Source organism: Streptomyces sp. NPDC013317 (genome assembly GCF_055563155.1).
The window spans coordinates 267,361-293,621 of record NZ_JBVHDX010000002.1; the positions used below are offsets into that span (position 1 = coordinate 267,361).

18 protein-coding genes are annotated in these 26,261 nt (G+C 72.5%); 5 read left to right on the forward strand and 13 right to left on the reverse strand.

What is annotated here, in order from left to right; all coding sequences use genetic code 11:
• Positions 1-160 precede the first annotated feature (160 nt).
• The 4 genes from ACZ3IJ_RS05965 to ACZ3IJ_RS05980 all read right to left on the reverse strand — a co-directional run bounded on the left by ACZ3IJ_RS05965 (position 161) and on the right by ACZ3IJ_RS05980 (position 4,335).
• Positions 161-664: an ATP-binding protein gene (locus ACZ3IJ_RS05965; protein ID WP_391798338.1), complete on the reverse strand. Its 504-nt coding sequence runs from the start codon at positions 662-664 to the stop codon at positions 161-163.
• 166 nt (positions 665-830) lie between these two features.
• Complete coding sequence (locus ACZ3IJ_RS05970) at positions 831-1,598, reverse strand: enoyl-CoA hydratase/isomerase family protein (RefSeq protein WP_467466466.1); 768 nt, start codon at positions 1,596-1,598, stop codon at positions 831-833.
• Positions 1,599-1,715: 117 nt separating this feature from the next.
• A complete protein-coding gene (locus tag ACZ3IJ_RS05975; protein WP_467466467.1) occupies positions 1,716-2,960 on the reverse strand; it encodes a L,D-transpeptidase in 1,245 nt (414 codons plus the stop codon).
• A 184-nt stretch (positions 2,961-3,144) separates the two neighbouring features.
• Positions 3,145-4,335, reverse strand: coding sequence for a L,D-transpeptidase (locus tag ACZ3IJ_RS05980; RefSeq protein WP_467466941.1), 1,191 nt, complete (start codon positions 4,333-4,335; stop codon positions 3,145-3,147).
• A 217-nt stretch (positions 4,336-4,552) separates the two neighbouring features.
• On the opposite strand from ACZ3IJ_RS05980, the gene glgX reads away from it, so the two are divergent.
• The gene (gene glgX / locus ACZ3IJ_RS05985) at positions 4,553-6,769 is read left to right on the forward strand and encodes a glycogen debranching protein GlgX (protein ID WP_467466468.1); all 2,217 of its coding nucleotides are present in this window, start codon (positions 4,553-4,555) and stop codon (positions 6,767-6,769) included.
• 100 nt (positions 6,770-6,869) lie between these two features.
• Here glgX and ACZ3IJ_RS05990 read toward each other — a convergent pair whose 3' ends face one another.
• Genes ACZ3IJ_RS05990 through ACZ3IJ_RS06005 form a run of 4 tightly spaced genes read right to left on the reverse strand, consistent with a single transcriptional unit; the run spans position 6,870 to position 10,503 of the window.
• Positions 6,870-7,532: a response regulator gene (locus ACZ3IJ_RS05990; RefSeq protein WP_467466470.1), complete on the reverse strand. Its 663-nt coding sequence runs from the start codon at positions 7,530-7,532 to the stop codon at positions 6,870-6,872.
• On the reverse strand, positions 7,525-8,853 hold the full coding sequence (locus tag ACZ3IJ_RS05995) for a sensor histidine kinase (protein WP_467466471.1): 1,329 nt from the start codon (positions 8,851-8,853) through the stop codon (positions 7,525-7,527). Before ACZ3IJ_RS05995 ends, ACZ3IJ_RS05990 begins: the two co-directional genes overlap by 8 nt.
• 4 nt (positions 8,854-8,857) lie before the next feature.
• A complete protein-coding gene (locus ACZ3IJ_RS06000) occupies positions 8,858-9,601 on the reverse strand; it encodes an ABC transporter permease (protein ID WP_467466472.1) in 744 nt (247 codons plus the stop codon).
• On the reverse strand, positions 9,598-10,503 hold the full coding sequence (locus tag ACZ3IJ_RS06005) for an ABC transporter ATP-binding protein (RefSeq protein WP_467466473.1): 906 nt from the start codon (positions 10,501-10,503) through the stop codon (positions 9,598-9,600). Before ACZ3IJ_RS06005 ends, ACZ3IJ_RS06000 begins: the two co-directional genes overlap by 4 nt.
• A gap of 153 nt (positions 10,504-10,656) precedes the next feature.
• Between ACZ3IJ_RS06005 and ACZ3IJ_RS06010 the strand changes: the two genes are divergently transcribed.
• Complete coding sequence (locus ACZ3IJ_RS06010) at positions 10,657-12,495, forward strand: ABC transporter ATP-binding protein (protein ID WP_467466474.1); 1,839 nt, start codon at positions 10,657-10,659, stop codon at positions 12,493-12,495.
• The gene (locus tag ACZ3IJ_RS06015; RefSeq protein WP_467466475.1) at positions 12,492-14,486 is read left to right on the forward strand and encodes an ABC transporter ATP-binding protein; all 1,995 of its coding nucleotides are present in this window, start codon (positions 12,492-12,494) and stop codon (positions 14,484-14,486) included. The genes ACZ3IJ_RS06010 and ACZ3IJ_RS06015 overlap by 4 nt, the downstream gene beginning before the upstream one ends.
• A 22-nt stretch (positions 14,487-14,508) precedes the next feature.
• Here ACZ3IJ_RS06015 and ACZ3IJ_RS06020 read toward each other — a convergent pair whose 3' ends face one another.
• A complete protein-coding gene (locus tag ACZ3IJ_RS06020) occupies positions 14,509-16,056 on the reverse strand; it encodes an MFS transporter (RefSeq protein WP_467466476.1) in 1,548 nt (515 codons plus the stop codon).
• Positions 16,057-16,181: 125 nt separating this feature from the next.
• Here ACZ3IJ_RS06020 and ACZ3IJ_RS06025 point away from each other — a divergent pair, with 125 nt between their 5' ends.
• Positions 16,182-17,087, forward strand: a complete 906-nt coding sequence (locus tag ACZ3IJ_RS06025) for a TetR/AcrR family transcriptional regulator C-terminal domain-containing protein (RefSeq protein ID WP_467466477.1) — start codon at positions 16,182-16,184, stop codon at positions 17,085-17,087.
• A 183-nt stretch (positions 17,088-17,270) separates the two neighbouring features.
• Complete coding sequence (locus ACZ3IJ_RS06030; protein ID WP_467466478.1) at positions 17,271-19,298, forward strand: M4 family metallopeptidase; 2,028 nt, start codon at positions 17,271-17,273, stop codon at positions 19,296-19,298.
• A gap of 150 nt (positions 19,299-19,448) precedes the next feature.
• On the opposite strand, the gene ACZ3IJ_RS06035 is transcribed toward ACZ3IJ_RS06030, so the two are convergent.
• The 4 genes from ACZ3IJ_RS06035 to ACZ3IJ_RS06050 all read right to left on the reverse strand — a co-directional run bounded on the left by ACZ3IJ_RS06035 (position 19,449) and on the right by ACZ3IJ_RS06050 (position 26,245).
• Positions 19,449-20,684, reverse strand: coding sequence for an alginate lyase family protein (locus ACZ3IJ_RS06035; protein ID WP_467466479.1), 1,236 nt, complete (start codon positions 20,682-20,684; stop codon positions 19,449-19,451).
• 119 nt (positions 20,685-20,803) lie between these two features.
• Positions 20,804-23,392: an alpha-glucan family phosphorylase gene (glgP, locus tag ACZ3IJ_RS06040; RefSeq protein ID WP_467466480.1), complete on the reverse strand. Its 2,589-nt coding sequence runs from the start codon at positions 23,390-23,392 to the stop codon at positions 20,804-20,806.
• Between the two features lie 139 nt (positions 23,393-23,531).
• Complete coding sequence (locus ACZ3IJ_RS06045; RefSeq protein ID WP_467466481.1) at positions 23,532-24,908, reverse strand: FAD-dependent monooxygenase; 1,377 nt, start codon at positions 24,906-24,908, stop codon at positions 23,532-23,534.
• Positions 24,905-26,245 carry a monodechloroaminopyrrolnitrin synthase PrnB family protein gene (locus ACZ3IJ_RS06050; RefSeq protein WP_467466482.1) on the reverse strand — a complete coding sequence of 447 codons (1,341 nt, stop codon included), beginning with the start codon at positions 26,243-26,245 and terminating at the stop codon, positions 24,905-24,907. The genes ACZ3IJ_RS06045 and ACZ3IJ_RS06050 overlap by 4 nt, the downstream gene beginning before the upstream one ends.
• Positions 26,246-26,261 lie beyond the last annotated feature (16 nt).

The following is a 26,261-nucleotide window of genomic DNA, read 5'->3' on the forward strand; positions in this document are numbered from 1 at the left end:
CCGCCCGTCTGCCATAGTCGAAGCCACGACCCCCATTGACCCGGGCCAGGTCGTCTTCACGGCCGTGGATTACACCCCCCCGATCCACGGCCGTCTCACGGAAGCCCCCAGGCGCCCCACAGCGGCGGACGGGGGCTTCTGTGCATGCAGGGGGCGGGGGTCAGCGGTCGGAGACCCTCATCTCGAACCAGGTGGTCTTGCCGCGCGGCTGCAGATCCACACCCCAGCGGTCGGAGAGCTTGTCGACGAGGAAGAGCCCGCGGCCACTGATGTCCATCTCCTGGACCGGCATCAGACAGGGCAGACCGCGCGAGGGGTCACGGACCTCGACGCGGATCCAGCCGCGGCGGCGCAGCAGCCGCAGCGCGAAGACGCGCGCACCGGTGTGGCGCACGGCGTTGCCGACGAGTTCCGAGACGAGTAAAACCGCGTGTTCCGCGATCTGCGGGGTCAGCGCCCACTGGCGCAGCACGACGCACTGGGTGAGTCGGCGGGCCACCGCGGCGGACTCGGGGCGGGACGGCAGCCGGACGTCGTCCTCGGCCGGATTGCCGTACAACTCCAAGGCTTTGAGGGCCTGTTCGTCTTCGACGGTCGGTACCCACCGCGCGGCGGTCGCACCGCCGTGCTGCCGCGGTTGTTCCACACCCTCCAGGCCCGCCATGCCCCCATCATGGCCGGACGGACAGGGCCGTGTGGGCGTTCCGGAGGAATAGGTACCACCGGAATCAACAATTCCGCGAGATTCCTCCGGCATATGCCAGAGGCGGGCGGCGGTACTCGCGAGTACGTACGGAGCGCACCCGGGAAACCGCCGCTCGCCACACCGGTCAGACGAACTTGGCCTTGCCCGGGCCCTCCTCGACGAAGCTCCGCATCCCGCGCTCCCGGTCCTCGGTCGCGAACAGGCCCGCGAACCAGGTGCGCTCGATCGCGAGGCCGGTGTCGATGTCGGCCTCCAGACCCTGGTCGATCGCCTCCTTCGCGGCGCGCAGGGCGATGGCGGGACCCTGGGCGAGCTTCGCGGCCCAGGCGTGCGCCTGCTCGTACACCTCGGCCGCGGGGACGACCCGGTCGACCAGACCGAGCGACAGCGCCTCGTCGGCCCTGACCATCCGGCCGGTGAAGATGAGGTCCTTGGCCCTGGAGGGGCCGATCAGCCGGGAGAGCCGCTGGGTGCCGCCGGCGCCCGGGATCAGGCCGAGCAGGATCTCGGGCTGACCGAGCTTGGCGTTGTCGGCGGCGATCCGGTAGTCGGCGCAGAGCGTCAGTTCACAGCCGCCGCCCAGGGCGTAGCCGGTGATCGCGGCGACGACGGGCTTGGGGATCCGGGCGATCGCGGTGAAGGAGTCCTGGAGCGCGCGCGACCGCTTGACCATGGCCGCGTGGTCCATGACCTGCATCTCCTTGATGTCCGCGCCGGCCGCGAACACCTTCTCGCCGCCGTACAGGATCACGGCCCGTACGTCGTCGCGGTCGGTCACCTCCTGGGCCAGCTCGCGCAGCCGGTCCTGGACGGCGATGTCGAGGGCGTTCATCGGAGGGCGGTCGAGGCGGATCGTGCCGACGCCTTCGGCGACTTCGAGGTTCACAGTCATGGAAGGCAGGTTAGCCGCGGGGGGCCTGCGGGGAATCCCCCCAGAGAGCACAGCACGGCGAGGGGCCCGGTGCTGTTGCTCACAGCACCGGGCCCCTCGCGCGACAGCCTCAGTGGCCTACTTGGTCCACTCCGACCAGGACATGTTCCAGCCGTTCAGGCCGTTGTCCGGGGCGATCTGCTTGTCCTTCGAGTTCTTCACGACCACCACGTCGCCGATGATCGAGCGGTCGTAGAACCAGGCCGCCGGCATGGTGCTGTCGCCCGCGCCGCGCGCGTCGCGCAGACCGACGCAGCCGTGGCTGACGTTGGCGGAGCCGAAGGTGCCCGAGGAGGCCCAGTAGTTGCCGTGGACGAACGTGCCCGAGGTGGACAGACGCATCGCGTGCGGCACGTCCTTGATGTCGTACTCGCCGCCGAAGCCGACGGTGGCGCCGTTCATCCGGGTCACCTTGTACTTCTCGCTGATGACCATCTGACCGTTGTACGTGGTCGTGGACGGCGCGCCCGCGGTGATCGGGATCGTCTTGATGATCTTGCCGTCACGCTCGACCTTCATGGTCTTGGCACTGGCGTCGACCGTGGAGACCTGGCGGCGGCCGATGGTGAAGGAGACCTTCTTCTTCTGCTTGCCGTAGACGCCGGGGCGGCCCTCGACGCCGTCGAGGTTGAGCTCGACGGTCACCTTGGTGCCGGCGGCCCAGTAGTTCTCCGGACGGAAGTCGAGACGGTCGTTGCCGAACCAGTGGCCCTCGACCTGCACGGCGGGCGTCGCGGTGACCTTGATGGCCTTCTCCACGGCCTCCGGGTCGGTGATGCCCCGGGTGAAGCGGATGGAGACCGGCATGCCCACGCCGACGGTCGAGCCGTCCTCGGGCGTGTAGTGGCCGATGAAGGTGTTCTTCGGGACCAGCGTGGTGAAGGTGGTGTCCTTCGCCGACTCACGGCCGTCGCTGTCCTGCGCGACCGCGTGGACCTTGTACTCGGTACCGGCGGCGAGGTGGCCGACGGGCTGCCAGCTGGCGCCGTCCGCCGCCATCTTGCCCTCGACCTCGGCACCCTTGCTGTCGGCGACCGTGACGGTCGTCAGCTTGCCCTGCTCGGCCGTCACCTTCAGCACCCCGCTGGTGGCGACCGAGTCGGCGCCGTCCTTCGGAGCGATCGTGACGACCGCCTTCGACGCGGCGATCTCCTGCTTGCCGCCCTGCGCCGGATCCTGTCCGCCCTTGCCCCCGTCGGCCGGGTCCCCGCCCCCGCACGCCGTCAGGACCAGGAGCAACGCCCCCGCAGCCAGAGCCTGCAGACGCGCGCCCCCGCGTCGCCGTCCGCGCCCCACCCCGGCCGATATCGGCTGCCCGTTCAAAATGGTCGTCTCCCCTCGCACGGCCTGGTCTCACCACGGCCTGCACCCCCGCGCGCATCCATCGCACGCACGGCGATAGATAATCACACCGCAGGACACGAAAGTTCCACGTGAATGTCACCGTTCAGTCCCAGTTGCACCAGGAACCGTGCACGTGGGACGGGTCGGCGAGGGCCTGAGGGGCTCAGCGCAGGGCGGAACCCTCCGTCCACTCGTCCCACTCCATGTTCCAGCCTCCGAGGCCGTTGTCGGGAGCGACCTTTCGGTCACGGGAGTTGACGACCTCGACGACGTCGCCGATGAGCGTACGGTCGAAGAACCAGCCCGCAGGGGAGTCCGGGCTGCCGCCCTTGTCGTCCCGCAGGCCGACGCAGCCGTGGCTCACGTTGGCCGAGCCGAACGTGGAGGGGTCGGCCCAGTAGTTGCCGTGCAGGAACGTTCCGGAGCTGGTGAGCCGCATCGCGTGCGGCACGTCCTTGATGTCGTACTCGCCGCCGAAGCCGACCGTCCTGCCGTCCATGCGCGTCACGTCGAAGAGCTCCGTGACGACCATCTTCCCGTTGTACGTCGTCGTCTTGGGCGCCCCGGCCGTGATGGGCACGGTGGCGAGCAGCTCGCCGTCCCGGTGGACCTTCATCGTGTGCTCGGCCGCGTCGACCACCGAGACCTGGGAACGCCCGACCGTGAACCCGACGGTCTTGCTCTGGATGCCGTACACGCCCGGCGCGCCCTCGATGTCGCGCAGCGCCAGCTCGACGGTCACCTTGGTGCCGGGCCGCCAGTACTCCTTCGGGCGGAAGTCGAGCCGCTCCTTGCCGAACCAGTGGCCGATCACCTCGACCGGCGGGTCGGAGGTGACCTTGATGGCCCGTTCGACGGCCGCACGGTTCTCGACGGCCCGGTTGAAACCGAACGAGACGATCATGCCGGTGCCGACCGTGGAGCGGTTCTCCGGCTTGAAGTAGCCGATGAAACGGCGCTCGGGGACGACGGTGGTGAACGTCGAGTGCCGGGCGGAGCGCCGCCCGTGCGCGTCGAGCGCCACGGCGTCCACGCTGTACTTGGCGGCCAGCGCGAGCCGGGAGTCCGCCGTGGGCCGCCAGCGCAGCCCGTCCTCGCTGATCTCGCCGGGCACCCGGGTCCGCTGCGCGTCCTCGACCCGGACGACGGTGACCCGCTCCAGACGGCCGCTGTCGACCTTCACCTCGATGGGCCCCTCGGCCGGTACGCCCCTGCTGCCGTCCTCCGGACTGATCCGGATGACGTCGCCCGGTGCCCGCGCCTTCCCGGGCAGCGGCAGGTCGATGCCTCCCCCACCGCCGCCGCCACCACCGCCGCCGTCGCCCGTACCGGTGCAGCCGGTCAGGCCCGCCATCAGTGCCGCCACCGCGAGGGCGTAACCCGCCCGCTTCCATACAAGTGTCACGCTCAGCCCAACGACGGCCACCCTCCAGGGGAAACGTGCGTGCGGGTCATGTTGGGAGTACGGCCGTACGGGCAGAACAGGTGGGAGGCCCCGTGCGTGGAGCCGCGGCCGGGACGCCGCGGTACCCGTGCCGCGCGAGGCCCGACGAGCCGCGGGAGGCCGACAGGTGTCGAGCGCAGCCGAGCAGGAGGCGGTACGGGACGGAGTGGGGCTCCCGCCTGCCCCGGAGCAGGCCCGGCCGGTGGTGTGGCCGGGCGCACCCACACCGTTGGGTGCGCGCTGCCGGGTCGGACCGGACGGCGTGGCGGGGACGAACTTCGCTCTGTGGGCCGGCGGGGCGGAGGCCGTCGAGCTCTGCCTCTTCGACGCCTCCGGGGCGGAGAGCCGGCTCCCGCTGGCCGAACTGACCCATGAGATCTGGCACGGATTCGTGCCCGGGGTGGGTGCCGGACAGCGGTACGGGTTCCGGGTGCACGGCCGCTGGGACCCGTGGACGGGCGCCCGCTGGAATCCGGCGAAGCTGCTCCTCGACCCGTACGCACGGGCCGTGGACGGATCCTTCGCACTGCCGCCCGAGGTGTACGGGCACGTGCGGGACTGGCCGCAGCAGCACGTGGCCGACACGGTGCGGGACGACCGGGACTCCGCTCCGCACGTACCGAAGGGTGTCGTCGTCCTGGACGACGACGACTGGTCGGACGACCGCAGACCGAAGACGCCCTGGCCGGACTCGGTCATCTACGAGCTGCACGTGAAGGGCTTCACCCGGCTCCACCCGGGCATCCCCGAGGAGCTGCGCGGCACCTACGCGGGCCTCGCGCACCCGGCGGCCCTCGACCATCTCGTACAGCTCGGCGTGACGGCCGTGGAGCTGCTCCCCGTACACCAGTTCGCGCACGAGGACCATCTGCTGCGGCGGGGACTGCGGAACTACTGGGGCTACAACTCCATCGGCTACTTCGCGCCGCACGCCGGCTACTCCTCCTCGGGGACCACCGGGCAGCAGGTCGGCGAGTTCAAGCGGATGGTGCGGGCGCTCCACGCGGCCGGGATCGAGGTCATCCTCGACGTCGTCTACAACCACACGGCGGAGGCGGGCGAGCTCGGGCCGACGCTGTCGCTGAAGGGCATCGACAACCGGGGCTACTACCGCCTCCAGTCCGACGCCCGCCGGTACGCCGACTACACGGGCTGCGGCAACACCCTGCACGTCGTGCAGCCCCAGGTGCTGCGGCTGATCACCGACTCGCTGCGGTACTGGGTGACGGAGATGGGCGTCGACGGCTTCCGCTTCGACCTGGCGGCGGCGCTCGCGCGCTCCATGCACGACGTCGACATGCTCTCCCCCTTTCTGGCGGTCATCGCCCAGGACCCGGTGCTCCGGCGGGTCAAGCTCATCGCCGAGCCGTGGGACGTCGGCAACGGCGGCTACCAGGTCGGCGCGTTCCCACCGCTGTGGACGGAGTGGAACGACCGCTACCGCGACGCGGTGCGGGACTTCTGGCGCGGCGCGCTGCCGGACGTACGGGATCTGGGCTACCGGCTCTCGGGCTCCAGCGACCTGTACGCGTGGGGCGGGCGGCGGCCGTACGCCTCGGTCAACTTCGTCACCGCCCACGACGGCTTCACGCTGCGGGACCTCGTCACGTACGAACGGAAGCACAACGAGGCCAACGGGGAGGGCAACCGGGACGGCACGAACGACAACCGGGCCTGGAACTGCGGGGCGGAGGGCGAGAGCGACGACCCGGAGGTGGGCGCGCTGCGGCTGCGGCAGCTGCGCAACCTGCTGACGACGCTGCTGCTGTCGACCGGGGTGCCGATGCTCGTGGCGGGCGACGAGATGGGGCGCACACAGGGCGGCAACAACAACGCGTACTGCCAGGACAACGAAACGAGCTGGCTGGACTGGTCGCTGCCCGAGGACCCGGGGCGGGCCGGGCTTCTGGCGCTGACCCGGCGGCTGCTCGCGCTGCGCCACCACCATCCGGTGCTGCGCCGTCGCGCGTTCTTCTCGGGACGGCCGCAGGGCGCGGACGGGCTGCGGGACCTGGCGTGGTTCACGGCGGACGGCGCGGAGATGACGGAGGCCGACTGGTACGCGCCGGCGGCGACCCTGGGCCTCTATCTCTCGGGCCGCGACATCCCGGGCCGTGACGAGCGCGGCGCCCAGGTCACCGACGACAGCTTCCTGGCGATCCTGCACGCGGGGTCCCGTCCGGTGGAGTACCGGCTGCCGGGTCCGCCGTGGGCGGAGTCGTACGAACTGGTCCTGGACACCGCCCTGGAGGACCAGTCGCGGCCCCCGGGGACGGTCCACGCGGGCGGGTCGACGGTGACGGTCGGGGCGCGGTCGGTGTGGCTGCTGAGGGTCGGGGGGTGAGGGGGCGGGGGTGAAGGGGCCGGGTTGAGGGGGTGGGGCTGAGGGGCGGGGGCGAAGGGCCGGGCGGAGGGGGTGGACGTGAGGGGGCCGGGGCGCCCGCTCAGCCGCGGCCCAGGATGCCCCGGTCGTACCCGACCGCGACGGCGGCCGCCCGGTCCTTGACCCCCAGCTTGCCGTAGATGTGCGTGAGATGGGTCTTCACCGTCGCCTCGCTGATGAAGAGCTCGGCGGCGACGGCACGGTTGGAGGTCCCCTTGGCGACGAGTTCGAGGACTTCGCGCTCGCGGGCGGAGAGCGTCTCGTCGGCGGGCGCCGCGGGGGTGCGGACGCGCGAGACGAGCCGCGAGGCGACGGCCGGGGAGAGGACGGTACGGCCCTCGGCGGCGGCCTGGACCGCGGCGAACAGCTCCTCGCGGGGAGCGTCCTTGAGGAGGTAGCCGGTGGCGCCCGCCTCGATCGCGGGAAGCGTGTCCGTGTCGGTGTCGTAGGTGGTGAGGACGAGGACCCGGGAGCGGGCGCCGCACCGGGTCAGCTCGGCGATGGCGTCGACGCCGTCGCCGCCGGGCATCCGCAGGTCCATGAGGATGACGTCCGGGTCCAGGCGCAGGGCGAGTTCGACGGCCTCGACGCCGTCGGCCGCCTCGCCCAGGACGGTGAAGCCGGGCCGGCCGGCGGCGGGCGCGGTGAACATCCCGCGCAGGCCGTCGCGTACGACGGGATGGTCGTCGACGATCAGCAGGGAGATGCTCGTGCGGTCAGCCATGGTGCACCAACGGTACGCGGGCGGAGATCGCCGTGCCCTCACCGGGCGCCGCCTCCACGGTGACACAGCCGGCGAGGCGTTCGGCCCGGGAGCGCATGCCGTCGAGACCGAACCCGCCGCCGCCGTCCGCGGTGGTGGAGCGGGAGGGGACGCGCGAGGGGTCGAAGCCGTGCCCGTCGTCCCGTACGTCGAGGGTGATCTCGTCACCCATGTACGAGAGGGTGACGCCGGCCCGTGAGGCGCCGGAGTGGCGCTCGGCGTTGGCCAGGGCCTCCTGGGCGATCCGCAGCAGGGTGGCGGCGACCTCGTCGTGGAGGGGCTCGTGCGTACCGGTGACGGTGAACCGGGTGGTGATGCCCGTGCGTTCGGACCAGGCGGCGACGGTCTTCTCCAGCGCCTCGGGGAGCCTGTCGTGCTCCAGGGCGACCGGGCTCAGGTTCTGCACGGAGCGGCGGGCCTCGCCGAGGCTGTGCCGGGCGAGGTCGGCGGCGCGCTGGATGTGGACGCGTGCGACGTCGGGGTCGGGGGTGACGGTGACGACCTGGAGCTGGGCGATGATCCCGGTCAGGCCCTGGGCGATGGTGTCGTGGATCTCGGCGGCGAGGCGCCGCCGTTCGTCGGCGACCCCCGCCTCGCGGGCCTGGAGCAGGAGTTGGGCCTGCAGGGCGGCGTTCTCGGAGAGCGCGTCCTTCAGCCGGGCGTTGGTGCGGGCGAGTTCGGTGATGGTGGCGGCGCGCTCGGCGGCCTTCTCGGCCTCCTTCGTGCCGAGGTGGGAGAAGACCATGGCGAGGCAGGCGTTGAGGGCGAAGAGGCCGGCGAAGGCGAACCAGTTGACGAGCGAGGCGGGCGGCAGCCCGCCGGACTGGGCGCCCGCCATGATGACGGCGGTGCACAGGAGTCCGGCGCGGGCGAGGCGGCGGGGCAGAAGCTGCGGGGCGTCGAAGAAGCCGATGCAGGCGTAGACGGAGAAGAACGGGTTGAGCCAGGTGAGCGTGAACGCGAGGACGGTACGCAGGGCGAAGTAGCAGAGGGACACGGTGCCGGGGGCGCCGGGGATGAGCTGGGGGGTGGAGTCGTCGGCGGGCGGAGGGGTGGTCGCGTGCGCGACCGCACGGCGTCGGAGAAGTTCCCAGCCCGCCTGGAGGGCGAGCGCGGCGGCGACCAGGACGGCGGCGACGACCGGCTCCGAACCGTCCATGATCAGGTCGGCGGCCCCGGCGGCGAGGACGGTGGCGAGGGCGAGCAGTCCGTACGGACCCCAGCGGAAGAACTGCTGCCAGCGTTCCTCGACCGTCGTCGTCGCCGTCATCGTCTCCCCCATGCCGTCACTCCCAGCGGAACCAGCGGGCCGCCGTCGCGGTCAGCAGGACCGTCCAGAGAGCCATGGTCCCGAGCGCCGCCCACTCGGGCCACCCGCCGGACGTCGCGGCGTCGAGGGCCTGCGAGGCCGCTCCGTACGGCGTGAACCCGACGATGCTCTGCAGCGTATCCGGCATGGCCTGGACCGGGACCCAGACGCCGGCCGTGAACATCGTCGGGAAGAACACGGCCGATCCGATCGCGGTGGCGATCTTCTGGGTGCGGGAGACCGCGCAGACGGCGGCGCCCAGGGCGAGGCCGCCGGCGATCGAGAGCAGCAGCGCGAGGACGTAGCCGGCGAGGTTCTGCGGCAGCCGGACACCGAAGGCCAGCCGGCCGACCGCGACGACGAGGGCGGAGGAGACGAGGGCCGCGGCGCCGTGCAGGGCGAGCTGGGCGGTGAGGAGCGAGGCGGGGCGGACCGGGGTGGTCGACATCCGGCGCAGGATGCCGCGTTCGCGGTAGCCGGCGAGGACGGGCGGCATGGCCTGGAGCCCGGCCATGATCATGGCGAAGAGGACGGTGACAGGGACGTAGAGGTCGATGACGCGGCGGCCGCCGAGGTCGTCGGACGCCTCCCGGAAGGACGGGATCAGGCCGAGGATCACCAGGAGGACGGTCGGCGAGACCATCACCCAGAACAGCGCGCCGGGTTCGCGGGTGAAGAGGCGGGCCTCGGTCTTCAGGACCATGGTGGTGGCGGCGCTCATCGGTGGTCGGCTCCTGTCAGGTCGAGGAAGGCGTCGTCGAGGGTGGCGTCCGTGACCCGGAGCTGTTCGGCGGTGACGGCGCGCCGGGCGAGGAGTCGGACGAAGGCGTTGACGGTCGTGTCCGTGCCGGTGACGACGGTCCGTCCGTCCTTGGTCTCCACGGACGCGGCCTGCGGCAGGGCGCGGAGTTCGGCCGGGTCGAGGGCGGTCTCGGCGGCGAAGGAGATCACCTTGGAGGCGGCGGCCCGGCCGATCAGCCCCTCGGGGGTGTCGAGCGCGGCGATCCGGCCCTGGTCGACGAGGGCGATCCGGTCGCAGAGGCGCTGGGCCTCCTCCATGAAGTGGGTGACGAGCAGGACGGTCACACCGCCGGCCCTGATGTCCTCGATGAGGGCCCAGGTGTCGCGCCGGGCGCGCGGGTCGAGCCCGGTGGTGAGCTCGTCGAGGACGACGGCCCGCGGATTGCCGACCAGGGCGAGGGCGATGAAGAGCCGCTGCTTCTGCCCGCCGGAGAGCTTCCCGAACCGGGCCTTCAGATGGGCGTCGAGTCCGAGCCGCTCGGCGAGCGTCCGCCAGTCGGCGGGCCGCTCGTAGAAGGAGGCGTACAGCTCCAGGGCCTCCCGCACGGTCAGCTTCGCCTGGAGCTCGCTCTCCTGGAGCTGCACCCCGAGGATCCGGGTGACGTCGGCGTGCCGGTCGACGGGGTCGTACCCGCCGACCCGCACGGTCCCGGCGTCCGGGCTCCGCAACCCCTCGACGCACTCCACGGTGGTGGTCTTGCCGGCGCCGTTGGGCCCGAGGATCCCGAAGATCTCCCCCTCGTCGACCGCGAACGACACCCCGTCGACGACCGTCCGGCCGCCGTAGGCCTTGCGCAGGCCCTGCACCTCGATCATTGGCATGCCCCGAGAATGGCGCCGGCGCCGCTCCCGGAACATCGGCCATCACGCTCGAAGCGCGATCAACCGATCGGTTGATGGTCGCTACGACCCGGGGGCCGTACGGGAGAAAAACAGGATGAGGGATGTCAGTGGTGAACCCTAGGCTCGGACCTGATGCCCGGAGAACATGTAGTTGACAAGGATTTCCCCGACCACCGCCGCTCCGCCGTCCGTTCGCTGGCGCGGCTGTGGCCCTATGTGCGGCCCGTGCGCGGGCGGCTGGCGTGGGCCGCCGTCGTCGCGATAGTCGCCTCCTGTCTGTCGCTCGTCATCCCGCTCGTCCTGAAGTGGATGGTGGACGGGCCCGTCGCCGCGGGTGATCCGGGCGGGGTGTGGCTCGGCGCCCTGTACCTGCTGCTGCTCGGGATCGCGGAGGCCGTGCTCTTCGGGTTCCGGCGGTGGCTGGTGGCCCGGCCGCTCGCCGGGGTCGAGGCGGGCATGCGGGCCGCCCTGTACCGGCGGCTGCAGCGGCTGCCGATCGCCTTCCACGACCGGTGGGCCTCGGGCCAGCTGCTCTCGCGGGCCACGACCGACCTGATGCTGCTGCGGATGTTCCTCGCCTTTCCGCTGACGTTCCTTCTGGTCAACGGCGTGACGATCCTCGCCGGTTACGTCCTGCTGCTCGCCCAGGACTGGACGCTCGGGCTCGTGCTGCTCACGCCCGTCGTGCCGCTGGTGATCCTCTGCTCGCTGTTCGAGACGAAGTACTCCGTGGTCGCGCGGCGGGCCCAGGACCAGGTCGGCGATCTGACGACCGTGGTCGAGGAGAGCGTCCTCGGCATCCGGATCGTCAAGGGCTTCGGGCGACACCGCAGCCAGGCCCTCGCATTCCGCGCGCTGGCCGAGCGGCTGCGCGGCACGGAGCTGGTCAAGGCGCGGCTGCTCGCCGGGATCTGGGCGCTCATCACGATCATCCCCGAGCTGGCGATCGGCGCGGCGCTGGTGCTCGGCACCGTGCAGGTCGCCGACGGGGAGCTGTCGGCGGGCACGCTCGTCGCGTTCCTGTCGACGGCGCTCGCGCTGCGCTGGCCGGTGGAGTCGATCGGCTTCCTGCTCGCGATGAGCCAGGAGGCGGCGACGGCGACGGAACGCTACTTCGAGGTGATGGACGCGGAGGAGGAGACCGCGGGTCCCGCTTCGGCCTCGGCCGACGGGGTCTCCGAGGCCGGCGACGACTCCGCGGCCGACGGGGCGCGGTTCGAGGTGGACGGCGTGCGGTTCGAGCACGTGTCGTTCCGCTACCCGGACGCCGCCCCCGACGCCCCTCCCGTGCTCGACCGCGTCGATCTGCACATCCGGCCCGGCGAGACCCTCGCCCTCGTCGGCGGGACCGGTTCCGGCAAGACGACGCTCACCGCCCTCGTACCGCGGCTCCACGAGCCGACCGGCGGGCGGATCCTGCTGGACGGCGAGGACATCACGCTCATGGAGCGCGAACGGCTCCGCACCCTCGTGTCGACCGCCTTCGAGGAGCCGACGCTCTTCTCGGCGAGCGTCGGCGAGAACGTCCTGATGGGCGGTACGGCGGAGGCCGGCGAGCCCGAGCTGTGGCGCGCGCTCGGTGTCGCCCAGGCGGACGGCTTCGTCGCGGCGCTGCCCGAGGGGGCGGGCACCCAGGTGGGCGAACAGGGGCTGAGCCTCTCCGGCGGTCAGCGCCAGCGCCTCGCCCTGGCCCGCGCGGTCGTCGGCCGGCCCCGCTTCCTGGTCCTCGACGACCCGCTCTCCGCGCTGGACGTGCACACGGAGGCCCTGGTCGAGGCGGCCCTGCGCGAGGTCCTGCGCGACACGACCGCCCTGGTGGTCGCCCACCGCCCGTCGACGGTGCTGCTCGCCGACCGGGTGGCGCTGCTGTCGGAGGGCCGCATCGCCGCGGTGGGCACGCACCAGGAACTGCTGCGCGACAACGCCGAGTACGCCTGGCTCATGAGCGGCGAAGGGGCTGACGAACGATGACGGATCCGATGACGAGGACGACGTCGACGAGCGAGGCGACGACCGAGGGAACGGCGACGAGCCCGGACCGGGCGGACCTCGCCGACGGGACCGGCCGGGCGGAGCCGACGGACCGGCGGCCGGACCGGGCGACCCGGGCGGACGACGCCGCGCGCGGGCCCGAGGCCGACGCCGAGGCCGCCGGGCGCTCCGGCGGCGGAGACCCGTTCGACCGGGACGACCTGCCCACCGCGCCCGGCGCCACCGGCGCCCTGCTGCGGTCGCTGCTCGCCTCCCATCGCGCCCGCGTGACCGTCGCCGCGCTCGTCCTCCTCCTCCAGCAGGCGGCCGTACAGGCCGGCCCGCTGCTCGTGGCGTACGCGATCGACCGTGGCGTGCCCGCCTTCCGGGCCGGCGACCACGGCCCCCTGGTGGCCGTCGCCGCCGGGTACCTGCTCTGCTCCGTGGCCGGCGGCCTCCTCCAGTACGCCTTCGTGCGCGTCGCCGCCCGCGTCAACCAGGACGTGCTGCTCGATCTGCGCGGGCGGATCTTCCGGCACGCGCAGGTGCTGAGCGTCGACTTCCACGAGCGGTACACCTCCGGCCGGCTCATCTCCCGGTCCACGACCGATGTGGAGTCCCTCCGCGAGCTGCTCGCCGAGGGGCTCCAGGAGCTGATCGGCGTCGTTCTCGCGTTCGTCTACATCTCGGCGATGCTGCTCTGGCTCGACCTGGGCATCGGCGCGGTCGCCGTCGCCTCCTTCGTACCGCTGTATCTGCTGGTACGGATCTACCGGCGGCGCGCGGGCGTCGTCTTCGACGAGCGGTCCACGGCCATCGCGGGCGTGATCGTGAAGTTCGCCGAGACGATGAACGGGATCCGGCCCGTGCGGGCGTTCCGCCGCGAGCGGGCCAACGACGCCGAGTTCGCCGTGCTCAACCGGCGGCACGAGCGGTCCAACGGCGACGCGCTCCTGGAGATGGCGCGCTACGTCGTCGGCTCGCGGCTCGTCGCGAACACGGCCGTGGCCGGCATGTGCCTGTGGGGCGCGTACCGGGTGGCCGGCGGGACGCTGGCGCTCGGCGTGCTGGCGGCGGCGGTGCTGTACATGCGACGGCTCTACGACCCGATCGACCGGCTCGGCATGTTCCTCAACTCGTACCAGTCCGCCGCCGCCTCCCTGGGCAAGATCGCCGGCCTTCTGGCGCAGGAGCCCGGCGTCCCGGAGGCCGCGGCGCCGCGCCCGCTGCCGGAGCGCCGGGGCGGGCACCCCGGCCGGGAGGTCGTCTTCGAGGGTGTGCGGTTCGCGTACCGGACGGGCGGCGAGGTGCTCCCCCGCTTCGACCTGACGATCCCGGCGGGCCGGACGGTCGCGGTCGTCGGCTCGACGGGCGCGGGCAAGTCGACGCTCGCCAAGCTGCTGGCCCGCTTCTACGACCCGACGGAGGGGCGGGTGCTGCTCGACGGCGTCGACCTCCGCGATCTGGAGACGGCCGAGCTGCGGCGGGGTGTGGTGATGGTGACGCAGGAGGCGTTCCTGTTCTCCGGCACGGTCGCCGAGAACATCGCGATCGGCCGGCCGGACGCGACCCGGGAGGAGATCGAGCAGGCGGCGAAGGCGATCGGTGCGCACGACTTCATCGCGGGTCTGCCGGACGGGTACGACACGGACGTACGGAAGCGGGGCGGCCGGATCTCGGCGGGCCAGCGGCAGTTGGTGGCCTTCGCCCGCGCCCTGCTCGCGGACCCGGCGGTGCTGATCCTGGACGAGGCGACCAGCTCGCTGGACGTGCCGGGGGAACGGGCGGTGCAGCGGGCGATGGACACGGTGCTCGCCGGCCGTACGGCGGTCGTGATCGCCCACCGCCTCTCGACGGTGGAGATCGCGGACCGGGTCCTGGTGATGGAGGGCGGCCGGATCGTGGAGGACGGCACCCCGTCGGCCCTGGTGCGCGGCGAGGGCCGCTTCGCGACCCTCCACCGGGCGTGGCGGGACAGCCTGGTGGGGTGAGACGAGGTGCGTCCGACGGGCGTCAGGCGTTCCCCGGACGGGCGTCGCGTACGGCGCCCTCGTCCTCCACGGCGTAGGCCACGGCCGCCTTCGTCGTGCGGCCGCGGCCGAGCGCGCAGACGCAGAGCGCCGTCGCTCCGAGCATGACCAGGGCGGCTCCGCCCGCCGCCCGGTTCAGGGCGTCGGTGAAGGCGGTGCGGGCCGCGTCGAGGACGGGGCCGGGGGTGGTGAGCGCGCCGCCGAGGGTCTCGCGGGCCGCCGCCGGGGCGGAGGCCGGCATGGCGTCGGTGTAGACGGCGGCGCCGATCGAGCCGAGGAGCGCCATGCCGAGCGAGCCGCCGAGTTCGGTGCCCGATTCGAGGACGGCGGCCGCGGCGCCCGCCCGCTCGGGAGGGGCCGCGCCCAGGGCGCTCTCGTTGGCGAGCGTCATGGCGGAGACGAGCCCGGAGGCGTAGACGGTGGCGGCCGTGAGCAGCGCCCAGAGCGGGGTGTCGGTCCCGAGGAGGGTCAGCGAGGCGAAGCCGCCCGCGGAGAGCAGGAATCCGCCCGCCATCACGTACGCCCGGTCGAACCGCCGGGCGAGCGCGGCGCCGAGCGGGGCGGCGACCATGACGCCCGCCGACGGGACGAGGCTCAGCAGCGCCGCCTCGAACGGGCTCCGGCCGAGGACGGACTGGAGGTACTGGGTGACGAAGACGGCGAAGCCGACCGTGGCCAGCATCGCGAGCAGGTTGGCGAGGACCGAGCCTCCGAACGCCCGTGTACGCAGCAGCGCCAGGTCCACCATCGGCTCCGCGAGCCGGGCCTGACGGCGCAGGAAGACCACGGCGACGAGCAGGCCCGCCGTGACGGTGAGGAGCGGGAGCGGCCGGGCGCCCTCCTCGGCGATCTCCTTGATGCCGTGGATCAGGGGCAGCAGCGCGGCCAGGGAGAGGAGCGCGCTCGGCCAGTCGAACCGGCCGGGCGCCCGGGGGCCCCTGGACTCCGGCAGGAGGGCCGGGCCGAGGAGCAGGAGCTTGAGCATCGCGGGCAGGTTGAGGAGGAACACCGAGCCCCACCAGAAGTGTTCGACGAGGGCTCCGCTGACGACCGGGCCGAGCGAGATCCCGCCGGCCATGACGGCGGTCCAGGTGGTGACGGCCTTGGCCCGCTGGGCCTCGTCGCGGAAGAGCGTGCGGATCAGGGCCAGGGTGGACGGCATCAGGCACGCCCCCGCGACGCCGAGCAGTGCGCGAGCGGCGATCAGTGCGCCGGGGCTGTGGGCGTAGGCGGCGGCGAGGGAGGCGGCGCCGAAGAGGCCCGCTCCGAAGAGGAGCAGTCGGCGGCGGCCGATCCGGTCGCCCAACGCCCCCATGGTGATGAGGAGTCCGGCGAGCACGAAGCCGTACATGTCGAGGATCCAGAGCTGTTCGGTGGCCCCGGGGCGCAGGTCGGCACTGATGGACGGGATGGCGAAGTAGAGGACGGAGACGTCCATGGAGACGAGGAGCAGCGGCAGCATCAGCACGCCGAGCGCGGTCCATTCGCGGCGGCCGGCAAGAGCCTCTTCCGGTGGTGTCGTGAGCGTCATGCGGGGAGCGAAACAGCCCTGTGCGTACGGTGCCACCCTCGCCCTAGTGCGCCCCGCCTTCGAGAGGCGAACCCCAAGGTCGTTCGCGTGTACGGGGCGTCAGGTGCACTAGTACACTGCCCGCCGTGACGACGCCGCCGCCCTACCTCGCCATCGCCGCCGAGATCCGTCGCCGGATCCGTGCGGGGGAGCTGTCCCCGGGCGACCGCGTCCCCTCCACCCGTGCCATCACCCGCGAGTGGGGCGTGGCGATGGCGACGGCCACGAAGGCCCTCGCGGCGCTGCGCCAGGAGGGCCTCGTCCGGGTCGAGCCGGGTGTCGGAACGGTGGTGGTCATGGCCGGATCGTCGAGCGGTCCGGCCGCGAAGGACCTGACGCGTGAGCGGATCGTCCGGGTCGCCCTCGAACTCGCCGACGCCGAGGGGCTGTCGGCGCTGTCCATGCGCCGGATCGCGACGCGGCTGGGAACATCGACGATGGCGCTCTACCGGCATGTACCGGGCAAGGGCGAGCTGGTGCGGCTGATGACGGACGCGGCCTGCGGAGAGGTGCCGTTGGGGCCGGTGCCGGCGGACTGGCGTACGGGGATGGAGCAGGCGGCCCGCTGGCTGCGCGGGGTCTACGCGCGGCACCGCTGGATGGCGCACGCGATGGCGTCGTTCACGCGGCCGATCGCCTCACCGAACGCGATGGCGTACACGGAGTGGGTGCTCGGCGTGCTGAGGGGAACGCCCCTGACGCCGTTCGAGAAGATCCACACGCATCTGGTGATCTTCGCCTATGTCCAAGGAGTGGCCATGGCCGACGACCTGGAGGAGCAGGCGCGGCAGGACTCGGGGATCTCGGACGGCGAGTGGATGGAGCGGAACGAGCCACGCTATGACGCCATCTCGGGCGGTGGCGCGTACCCGCTGCTCAACGGTCTGAGCGAGGGCGAGGACTTCGCGCTCGACCTGGAGACGCTCTTCGAGTTCGGGCTGCGGAGAACGCTGGACGGCGTCGCGGCCATGATCGACGAAACGTCCGGTTAACGAACACGACCATTCGGGCACCGGACGATTTCCGGCCAACTTGTTGACGCGCTCCTGACAGATACGTGTCACCCCTGCCACTCTCTCCCCGACTCGTCAGTGAGTTCGTGCTCCACAGCTCTGCTTGCTCCGCCCGGGCGACCCACCCAGCCGTCCGGTACCCCCCTCGCAAAAGGAGTCTGCGTGAGATCCACGCCCAGCCGTCGCGCCACCGCGACCGGCGCCCTGATCGCTGCCGCCGCCATGATCGCCGTCACCGTCCAGACGGGTTCCGCCACCGCGGCGGACACCGCCGGACCGGCCGCGGTCGCCCCGAAGGCCCTGGCCGCGAACCCCGGCAAGCTGCCCGCCGATCTGTCCCCCGCCCAGCGCACCGCGCTGATACGCGCGGCGGACGCCGACAAGGCGGCGACCGCCAAGTCCCTCGGCCTCGGCGCTCAGGAGAAGCTCGTCGTCCGGGACGTCGTCCAGGACCGCGACGGCACCACGCACACGCGCTACGAGCGCACCTACGCCGGCCTCCCGGTCCTCGGCGGCGACCTGGTCGTCCAGGAGACCAAGGCCGGTGTGACGCAGGGCGTCACCAAGGCCTCCCGCGCGGAGCTGAAGAACGTCGACATGACCGCCGACGTCGCCCCGGCCGCCGCCGAGCGGCAGGCGCTCGGTGCCGCTGCCGCGGAGGGCTCGAAGAAGACCTCAGCCGAGCGCGCCCCGCGCAAGGTCGTCTGGATGGCGCAGGGTTCGCCCGTCCTCGCGTACGAGACCGTCGTCGGCGGCCTCCAGCACGACGGCACCCCGAACGAGCTGCACGTCGTCACCGACGCCACCAGCGGCGCGAAGCTGTACGAGTGGCAGGCCGTCCACACCGGTACCGGCAACACGCAGTACAGCGGCCAGGTGACGCTGGGCACCGCGCCGTCGTACACGCTGACCGACACCGGCCGCGGCAACCACAAGACGTACAACCTCAACCGCGGTACGTCCGGCACCGGAACGCTCTTCTCCGGCTCCGACGACGTCTGGGGCGACGGCACCGCCACCAACCCCGAGACCGCGGGCGCGGACGCGCACTTCGGCGCCGCTGTCACCTGGGACTACTACAAGAACGTGCACGGCCGCTCCGGCATCCGCGGTGACGGCGTCGGCGCGTACTCCCGGGTCCACTACGGCAACGCGTACGTCAACGCCTTCTGGCAGGACTCCTGCTTCTGCATGACGTACGGCGACGGCTCGGGCAACACCAAGCCGCTCACCTCGATCGACGTCGCCGCGCACGAGATGACGCACGGCGTCACCTCCAACACGGCCGGCCTGGTCTACAGCGGTGAGTCCGGCGGTCTGAACGAGGCCACCTCCGACATCTTCGCGGCGGCCGTCGAGTTCTACGCCAACAACGCCCAGGACAAGGGCGACTACCTCGTCGGCGAGAAGATCGACATCCGCGGCAACGGCACCCCGCTGCGCTACATGGACAAGCCGAGCAAGGACGGCTCGTCCAAGGACGCCTGGTACTCGGGCATCGGCGGCATCGACGTCCACTACTCCTCGGGCCCGGCGAACCACTGGTTCTACCTGCTCTCCGAGGGCAGCGGCGCCAAGACCGTCAACGGCGTCAACTACGACTCGCCGACCTCCGACGGCCTGCCCGTCACCGGCATCGGCCGCGACAAGGCCGCGCTGATCTGGTTCAAGGCGCTCACCACCAAGTTCAGCTCGAACACCAACTACGCCGGTGCGCGCACCGGTACGGTCGCGGTGGCCACCGAGCTGTACGGCGCCGGCAGCCCCGAGGTCCTGGCCGTCGAGCACGCCTGGGCCGGCATCAACGTGGGCTCGCGCCCCGGCGGCGGCAACCCGAACCCGGGCAAGGTCTTCGAGAACACGGCCGACGTGTCCATCCCGGACAACGGCGCCGCGGTGACCTCGACGGTCAACGTCACCGGACTCACCGGCAACGCGCCCTCGAACCTCGCGGTGGACGTGAACATCGTCCACACCTACCGCGGTGACCTCGTCGTCGACCTCGTCGCCCCCGACGGCTCGGTCTACAACCTGCACAACCGGTCCGGCGGCAGCGCCGACAACATCGTGCAGACCTACACCGTGAACGCCTCCTCGGAGGTCGCCAACGGCGCCTGGAAGCTCCGTGTCCAGGACCGGGCCGCGATCGACACCGGCTACATCAACAGCTTCAAGCTGACGTTCCCGTAACACCGGGTGAGTGAGTGACGGACGCCCGGGGGGCTCGTGCCCTCCGGGCGTCCGCCTGTTCGGGCGGCGATGACGGCCTCCGTCCCGTCTGCCGCCCGTGTCTCGTCGACGGGTGGCCGGCCGCGAGGGCGGTCGTCGGATGAGCCGCCGTCAGTTCGGGTTGCCGGCGTGGGTCAAGGTCTCCCAGGAGACGAAGTAGTCGTCCGTGCCGGAGGGCCGGCGTGCCTCGGTGTAGATCCCGGTGTTCGTCATGCCGATCCCCATCCGGCCGTTGAGGGCGTTGTAGCCCATCTCGGTCACGTTCCCGAAGCCCTTCTTCACCGTGCCGCCGCAGAGCCAGGACGGGACCGCCGTGCCGTTCTCGTACCTGGTGTGGAAGCCGAGCGCGTGCCGCAGCCGCTCGGAGACCTGGGGGTAGAGGTCCGCGCCCTGGATCCGGCTGGTCTCGGCGGTGTGGACGGCCGCGGCGAGGCCCCAGCCGGTGTGGCCGAAGTCCCGGCAGGTCTCCTGGGAGAGGCCGTCGGCGAAGGTGGACTGGCCCTGCCAGTACTTCACGATCTCGTCGCGGGTGTCGATGCCGCTGTTCGGCGGCGGCTTGGGCGTGGCGCCGTCGGCGGTCAGGTAGATGTACGCGGGGACCCGGCCGAGATAGGTCTTCACGGCCTTGTCGTAGGCCGCGCGGTCCTCCAGGTGGACGGCGATGCCGAGCGCGGCCTCGGTCATGATGAGTTCCCAGTTGCCGTTCTTCGTCGCGGCCCCGTTGATGATCTCGGGGAGGTAGACGGTGCGCAGCATGGTCGCGAAGCGGCCGGAGTTCGCCCAGCCGCCGGTGTAGGTGTGCTTGATGATCTCGGCCGCCCGGGGCCATGAGGAGCCGGCCCAGCCGGTCTGGAGCGGGGCGTTGGAGTTGGTGTGGTCCGTGATCACGGCCGACCACGCGTCCATGATCTCGATCGCCTTCCGCGCGTGGCGGGCGTCCCGGGTGATGTACCAGGCCAGCGCCTGGGTGTAGGCGGCGACGGCGTCCTGCCGCTCGTCGGTGCAGCCGTGGTTGGGATTGGAGGAGGAGCCGCACTCGACGATCGCGCGCGGCTCGGGGGCGCGCGTGAGGGAGGCGTAGGAGCTCGCCATCATGTGGTCGTAGGCGCCCTTCCAGGGCTGCGCCCCGGCCTGCACCTTCGACCGTACGAAGTCGAGTTGCGGCCGGGACACGACGACCCCGGGGTGGGTGAAGGCCGCCGGGGCGGCGGCCGATGCGGGGGCGGCGGCCCGGGCCGGGGACGCCGCCGCCTGTTCGGGGCCTGCGGAGGCCGTCGGGGCGAGCGTGACGGCGAGGGCCGCGGCGAGACTCGCCGCGAGGGCGGGGACCAGGGTAGTGAGGCGCATGTGGGGGGTGCCTTCCGTTCCTGTATGTGGACGACGCACGGGTGAATGAACTCCGCGGCGAGCGTGGAACGTAAAGGCAACTCATGGACACGTCAAGACCCTGGTCCATACCTGTGTCGTCAGCGCATCAGGACCCCCGCCCCCTCGCGCGTCGCCTCCGTCGGCAGGGTCACCAGACCCAGCTCCGCCGCGGAGGCCAGCAGCCGGTGGGCGGGCAGCACCCGCACCGTGCAACCGAAGGAGCCCGTTCGGTCCAGGACGAGGGAGCCCTCGTAGGGCACCCTGCCCTCCAGGTCCGGGCCTCCTCCGGCGGGCTTCAGCACGCACACCCGGGTGTCCACCAGAGCGTCGTCCGGAGTGACGCGGCCGGCCACCGCCTGCACCTCGATGTCGTCCGGCAGGAGGTCGCCGAGCGCCACGCTGACCCGCACCGCCGTGGTCGCGCCGAGCTCCGCGTCGGCCAGGTCCTCGCCGATCTCGCCCACCTCGATGTGGTCGACCGCCACCTTCGACCAGCCGCCCCGCACCCGGGACTTCCACTCCGCGAGCTCCCGCGCGGCCGCCGGGGCCAGAGCCCGGTGGGCCCGCGCCGCCGGGGCGTACAGCCGCTCCACGTACTCACGCACCATCCGGTCGGCGAGCACCTTCGGGCCGAGGTCGCTCAGCGTCCTGCGGACCATCTCGGTCCAGCGGACCGGCACGCCGTCCGGGCCCCGGTCGTAGAAGCGGGGCGCGACCCGGCGCTCGATCAGCTCGTAGAGCGCGGCGGCCTCCAGGTCGTCGCGGCGCTCCTCGTCCGTCGCCGACGCCCCGTCGGCCGTGGGGATGGCCCAGCCGAAGTCGGACTCGTACCACTCGTCCCACCAGCCGTCCAGGACCGAGAGGTTGAGACAGCCGTTCAGGGCCGCCTTCATCCCGCTCGTCCCACAGGCCTCCAGCGGGCGCAGCGGATTGTTCAACCAGACGTCACAGCCCGGGTAGAGCCTGCGCGCCATGGCCATGCCGTAGTCGGGCAGGAAGACGATCCGGTGCCGCACCCGCGGGTCGTCGGCGAACCGCACCAGCTCCTGCACGAGCCGCTTCCCTCCGTGGTCGGCCGGGTGCGCCTTGCCCGCCACGACGAGCTGCACGGGCCGCTCGGGGTGGAGCAGCAGCGCCCGCAGCCGGTCGGGATCGCGCAGCATCAGCGTGAGCCGCTTGTACGAGGGGACCCTGCGCGCGAACCCGATGGTGAGCACGTCCGGGTCCAGGACGGTGTCGGTCCAGCCGAGTTCGGCCGCCCCCGCGCCCCGCTGCCGCCAGGAGCGCCGCACCCGCTCCCGTACCTCGGTCACCAGCTGTTCACGCAGGGTGCGGCGCAGCTCCCACAGCTCCCGGTCGTCGGCCCCCTCGGAGCGGCGGCCGACCTCGGGCGCGGTCCAGGTCGGCGCGTGGACACCGTTGGTGATCGAGCCGATGGGCACCTCCTCCGGATCGAAGCCCGGCCAGAGACCGGCGAACATCTCGCGGCTGACCGAGCCGTGGAGGGTGGAGACGCCGTTGGCACGCTGGGCGAGCCGCAGACCCATGGCGGCCATGTTGAAGAGACCGGGCTCGCCGCCGAGGGGGGTCTCGTCGCCGAGGGCCAGGATCCGGCCGACGTCGACGCCGGCGAGCTCACCGTCCTCGCCGAGATGACGGGCGACGACGCTCCGCTCGAAGCGGTCGATGCCGGCGGGGACGGGGGTGTGGGTGGTGAAGACCGTCCCGGCCCGGACGGTCTCCAGGGCCGCGTCGAAGTCGAGGCCCCGCTCAGCCAGTTCCCTGATGCGTTCGAGGCCCAGGAAGCCGGCGTGGCCCTCGTTGGTGTGGAAGACCTCGGGCGCGGGGGTGCCGGTGAGCCGGCAGTACGTGCGGACGGCGCGGACGCCGCCGATGCCGAGCAGCATCTCCTGGAGAAGCCGGTGCTCGCTGCCGCCGCCGTACAGCCGGTCGGTGACCTCGCGTTCGGCCGGGGCGTTCCCCTCGACGTCGGAGTCGAGCATCAGCAGCGGTACGCGTCCCACCTGGGCGGTCCAGATGTGGGCGTCCAGTGAGCGGCCGCCGGGCAGCGCGAGGGTGACCCGGGCGGGGCTGCCGTCGCTCTCCCGGAGGAGGGTCACGGGCAGCTCGCCGGGGTCGAGGACGGGGTACTGCTCCTGCTGCCAGCCCTCGCGGGAGAGCGACTGGCGGAAGTAGCCGTGCCGGTAGAGCAGGCCGACGCCGATGAGCGGTACGCCCAGGTCGCTGGCGGCTTTCAGATGGTCGCCGGCCAGGATGCCGAGGCCGCCGGAGTACTGGGGCAGGGCCGCGGCGACCCCGAACTCGGGTGAGAAGTAGGCGATGCAGGCGGGCAGGTCGCCGTGGCGCTCCCGCTCCTCCTGGTACCAGCGGGGGGCGTGCAGATAGTGGTCGAGGTCCTCGGCCGCGGCGCGCAGCCGGGCCTGGAAGTCCTCGTCGCCGGCGAGGGCGGCGAGGCGGGCGGCGGAGACGGAGCCCAGCAGACGGACCGGGTCGAGGTCGTCGGCACGGCGGTCCGCGGCGCGGCCGGCGCGGTCGGGGTCGACGGAGTCGAAGAGCTCACGGGTCGGGTCGTGCCAGGACCAGCGCAGGTTCCGCGCGAGGTCGGTGAGGGGTCGAAGGGTGTCGGGGAGGACGGGACGCACGGTGAATCGACGGATTGCCTTCACGTGTTCCACCTTCGCAGGGGATGACGGAGCGGAGCCGACGCACCACGCTGTGCAGCCGGTCGTGCATCCACCGAAGGTAGGCCAACCCGCGCTCCCGGGCCACGGCGCGCGGGGGTGGTGCCGTGGCCCGGGAGGGGCGTCAGCGCGGCGCGCGCACGGGTGGGGCGCCGACGTACGGCGCGCTGTGCGGCTCGTGGCCGCTTCGCACCTCGTAGGGCGAGCCTTCGTTCACGGTGGCGGGGTCGGCCGCGCCGCTGACGGCGTAGCGTGCGGCGACGGCGGCCAGCTCGGCGGCGGGGATCACCTGGTGGATGTCGGTGAAGCCGTGCGGCGCCCGCTCGTGCGCCATGCTGATGACGACCTCGGGGCCGAGCCTGCGGTTGGCGCGCTGCAGTTCGGTGGTGACGGGCCTGCGGGCCGCTTCGTAGGCGGCGAGGGCCTCGGCCGGGTCGTGGTGGAGCGCGAGGGAGTGGGCGAGGGCGCGCGCGTCGAGGATGGACTGCGAGGCGCCGTTGGAGCCCACCGGGTACATGGCGTGGGCCGCGTCGCCGATGAGGGTGGTCCGGCCGTGGCTCCACCGGGTCAGCGGCTCGCGGTCGACCATCGGGTACTCGTGGGCGGTGTCGGCGGCCCTGAGGACGTCGGTGACGCTGACGCCGTCGAACTCCCAGCCCTCGTAGTGGTGCAGGAAGGACTCCACGGAGACGGGACGGTTCCAGTCGCCGAGGTAGCGCTCGTCCGCCGTGTCGGCCGGCCTTGCGAGGGCCCAGTTCACCAGGACCTCGCGGGAGGGGCCGGAAGGCTCGCTCATCGGGTAGACCACGGCCTTCTGGCGGTCGTCGCCCGCGATGAGCATGAAGGTGCCGACGGACCGGGCAGGCATCCGGGACACGCCACGCCACACCAGGGTCCCGTTCCACGGCGGTGCGCCTTCGCCGGGGTTGAGCGCCGCCCGGACGGCCGAGCGGATGCCGTCGGCGCCGACGAGCACGTCCGGTTCGAGGGAGGCCCGGCCCCGGACCGCACCGTCCCGGTGGACCAGCTGGATCCGGGGGCGGCCGTCGGGGAGCGGTTCGACGCCGGTCACCCGGACGCCGGTCACGAGGGCTGCGGCGCCGAGCCGTTCCCGTACCGCCTCGGCCAGGACCTGCTGGAGGTGGGCGCGGTGGATGGAGAGCTGGGGCCACCGGTAGCCGGCGCCCAGGCCCCGGGGTTCCCGGGCGATCAGGCCGCCGGAACGGTGGTAGTAACGCAGCTCGCGGGTGCGCAGGGCCCCGGCTTCGAGGCGGGACAGGAGGCCCAGCGCGTCCAGTTCGCGGACCGCGTGGGGCATCAGGTTGAGTCCGGCGCCGACGGGGCGGTTCTCCCGGACGGACTCGACGACCGTGACGCGGTCGAATCCCGCGGCGTGCAGGGAGAGGGCGGCGGTGAGGCCCGCGATGCCGCCGCCGGCCACGACGACGTGGAGCAGTCCGCCGTCCGGTGCGGGCGGGGTGTGCGGAGCGGGATGCCTCATCGGAGCCCCCCTGGGCGGCCGGCGGCGTACGCCCGAGGGGCGTACGCAGGGGCGGCGGAGGACACGGCGGCCGAGGAGACGGGGGAAGGGGCCGCGGCGGCCGGAGCTGTCCGGGGAGCGGCGTGGGCCGCCTGGGACCGGGCCGTCGTGGAGCGGGCGGTCGTGGAGCGGGCGGTCGCCCGGGACGGGGCCGCCCCCGACACGCCCTGGGAGGCGCGGCGTACCAGCGTCTCGTTGTCCCTGGTCAGGTCGAGTATCGAGCGCAGCAGGGCGACGGGAGCGCCGCCGCTGCCCTCGTCGTACAGCCGCACGTCGTCCGCGTACGCCTTGCGGGCGATGCCGATGTGCCGGGCGCGGAAGGTCTTGAGGATCTTCAGGACCCGGCCGAGCGCGTGGGCGGAGGCGGCCAGTTGCGGGGGCAGCCGGTCGCCGCTCTCCCAGCTGACGGCGGCCGAGAGCTTGCTGACGGCGGAGATCCCGCCGGCGTACCGGGCGTGGAACTCCCGCCAGGACGGCAGGCTGTACTCGACGGAGTCGGTGAGGAAGGCGTCGTACGCCGGGTCGGAGCGGTCGCACTGCCAGAGCGTCAGGTCGATCAGCCAGAGGGGCACCTGGGCGGCGGCGGGGCCGAGGTAGTCGCGCCCGTCGACGTCGATCTCCTCGAAGTACGGGCGCAGGGTGAGCGCGAAGTACTCCGGGCTGACATGGGCGACCGTGTAGTCGATGGCGTCGACGATGGACTGGACGTGGTGGGCGGTGCGGTCGAGCGCGACCGCGAAGCCGGGGTCGTACGGCTCCAGCGTGGCGAGCCGCGCGCAGGTGTCGAGGGCGGCGACCAGGCCGGGGAACGTCATCCGGACGGCCTCCTGGAGCCGGCCCTCCATGGGGTCTCCGGTGTACATGCGCTGGCGCGGGCCGAGCGGGTTCCAGGTCGTGTAGTGGTGGACGGTGTCCCGCGGCACCATGTCGGTGCGGCGGCCGAGGAGTTCCAGGATCGGGACGACCTCGGGGACGGCGGCCGCGGGCTGCGTGCCGTGACGTTTCAGCGAACCGAGCAGGATGCCGAGGTCGCGCATCGCGGCGAGCGCGTCCACGACGCTCCACTCGGCGGCGAGTTCGCGTTCCGGGAGGAGGGCCCGCAGCGCGACGGTGAGCGCGGGCACATCGGCGTGTTCGTTCATCGCGGGCACCGCGGCGAGCAGGGCGTCGGCGCCGAGTGGATCGGCGTCGCGTATGTCGGCTATGCGATAGCGCGGGTCGCCGCGTTCCTCGAGTCGGGGTGCGACAAGGTCGTACAGGGCCAACGGAAATGCCCCCTCCATTTGGGGCTCGTTCACCTCCGGGCGCCTCGCG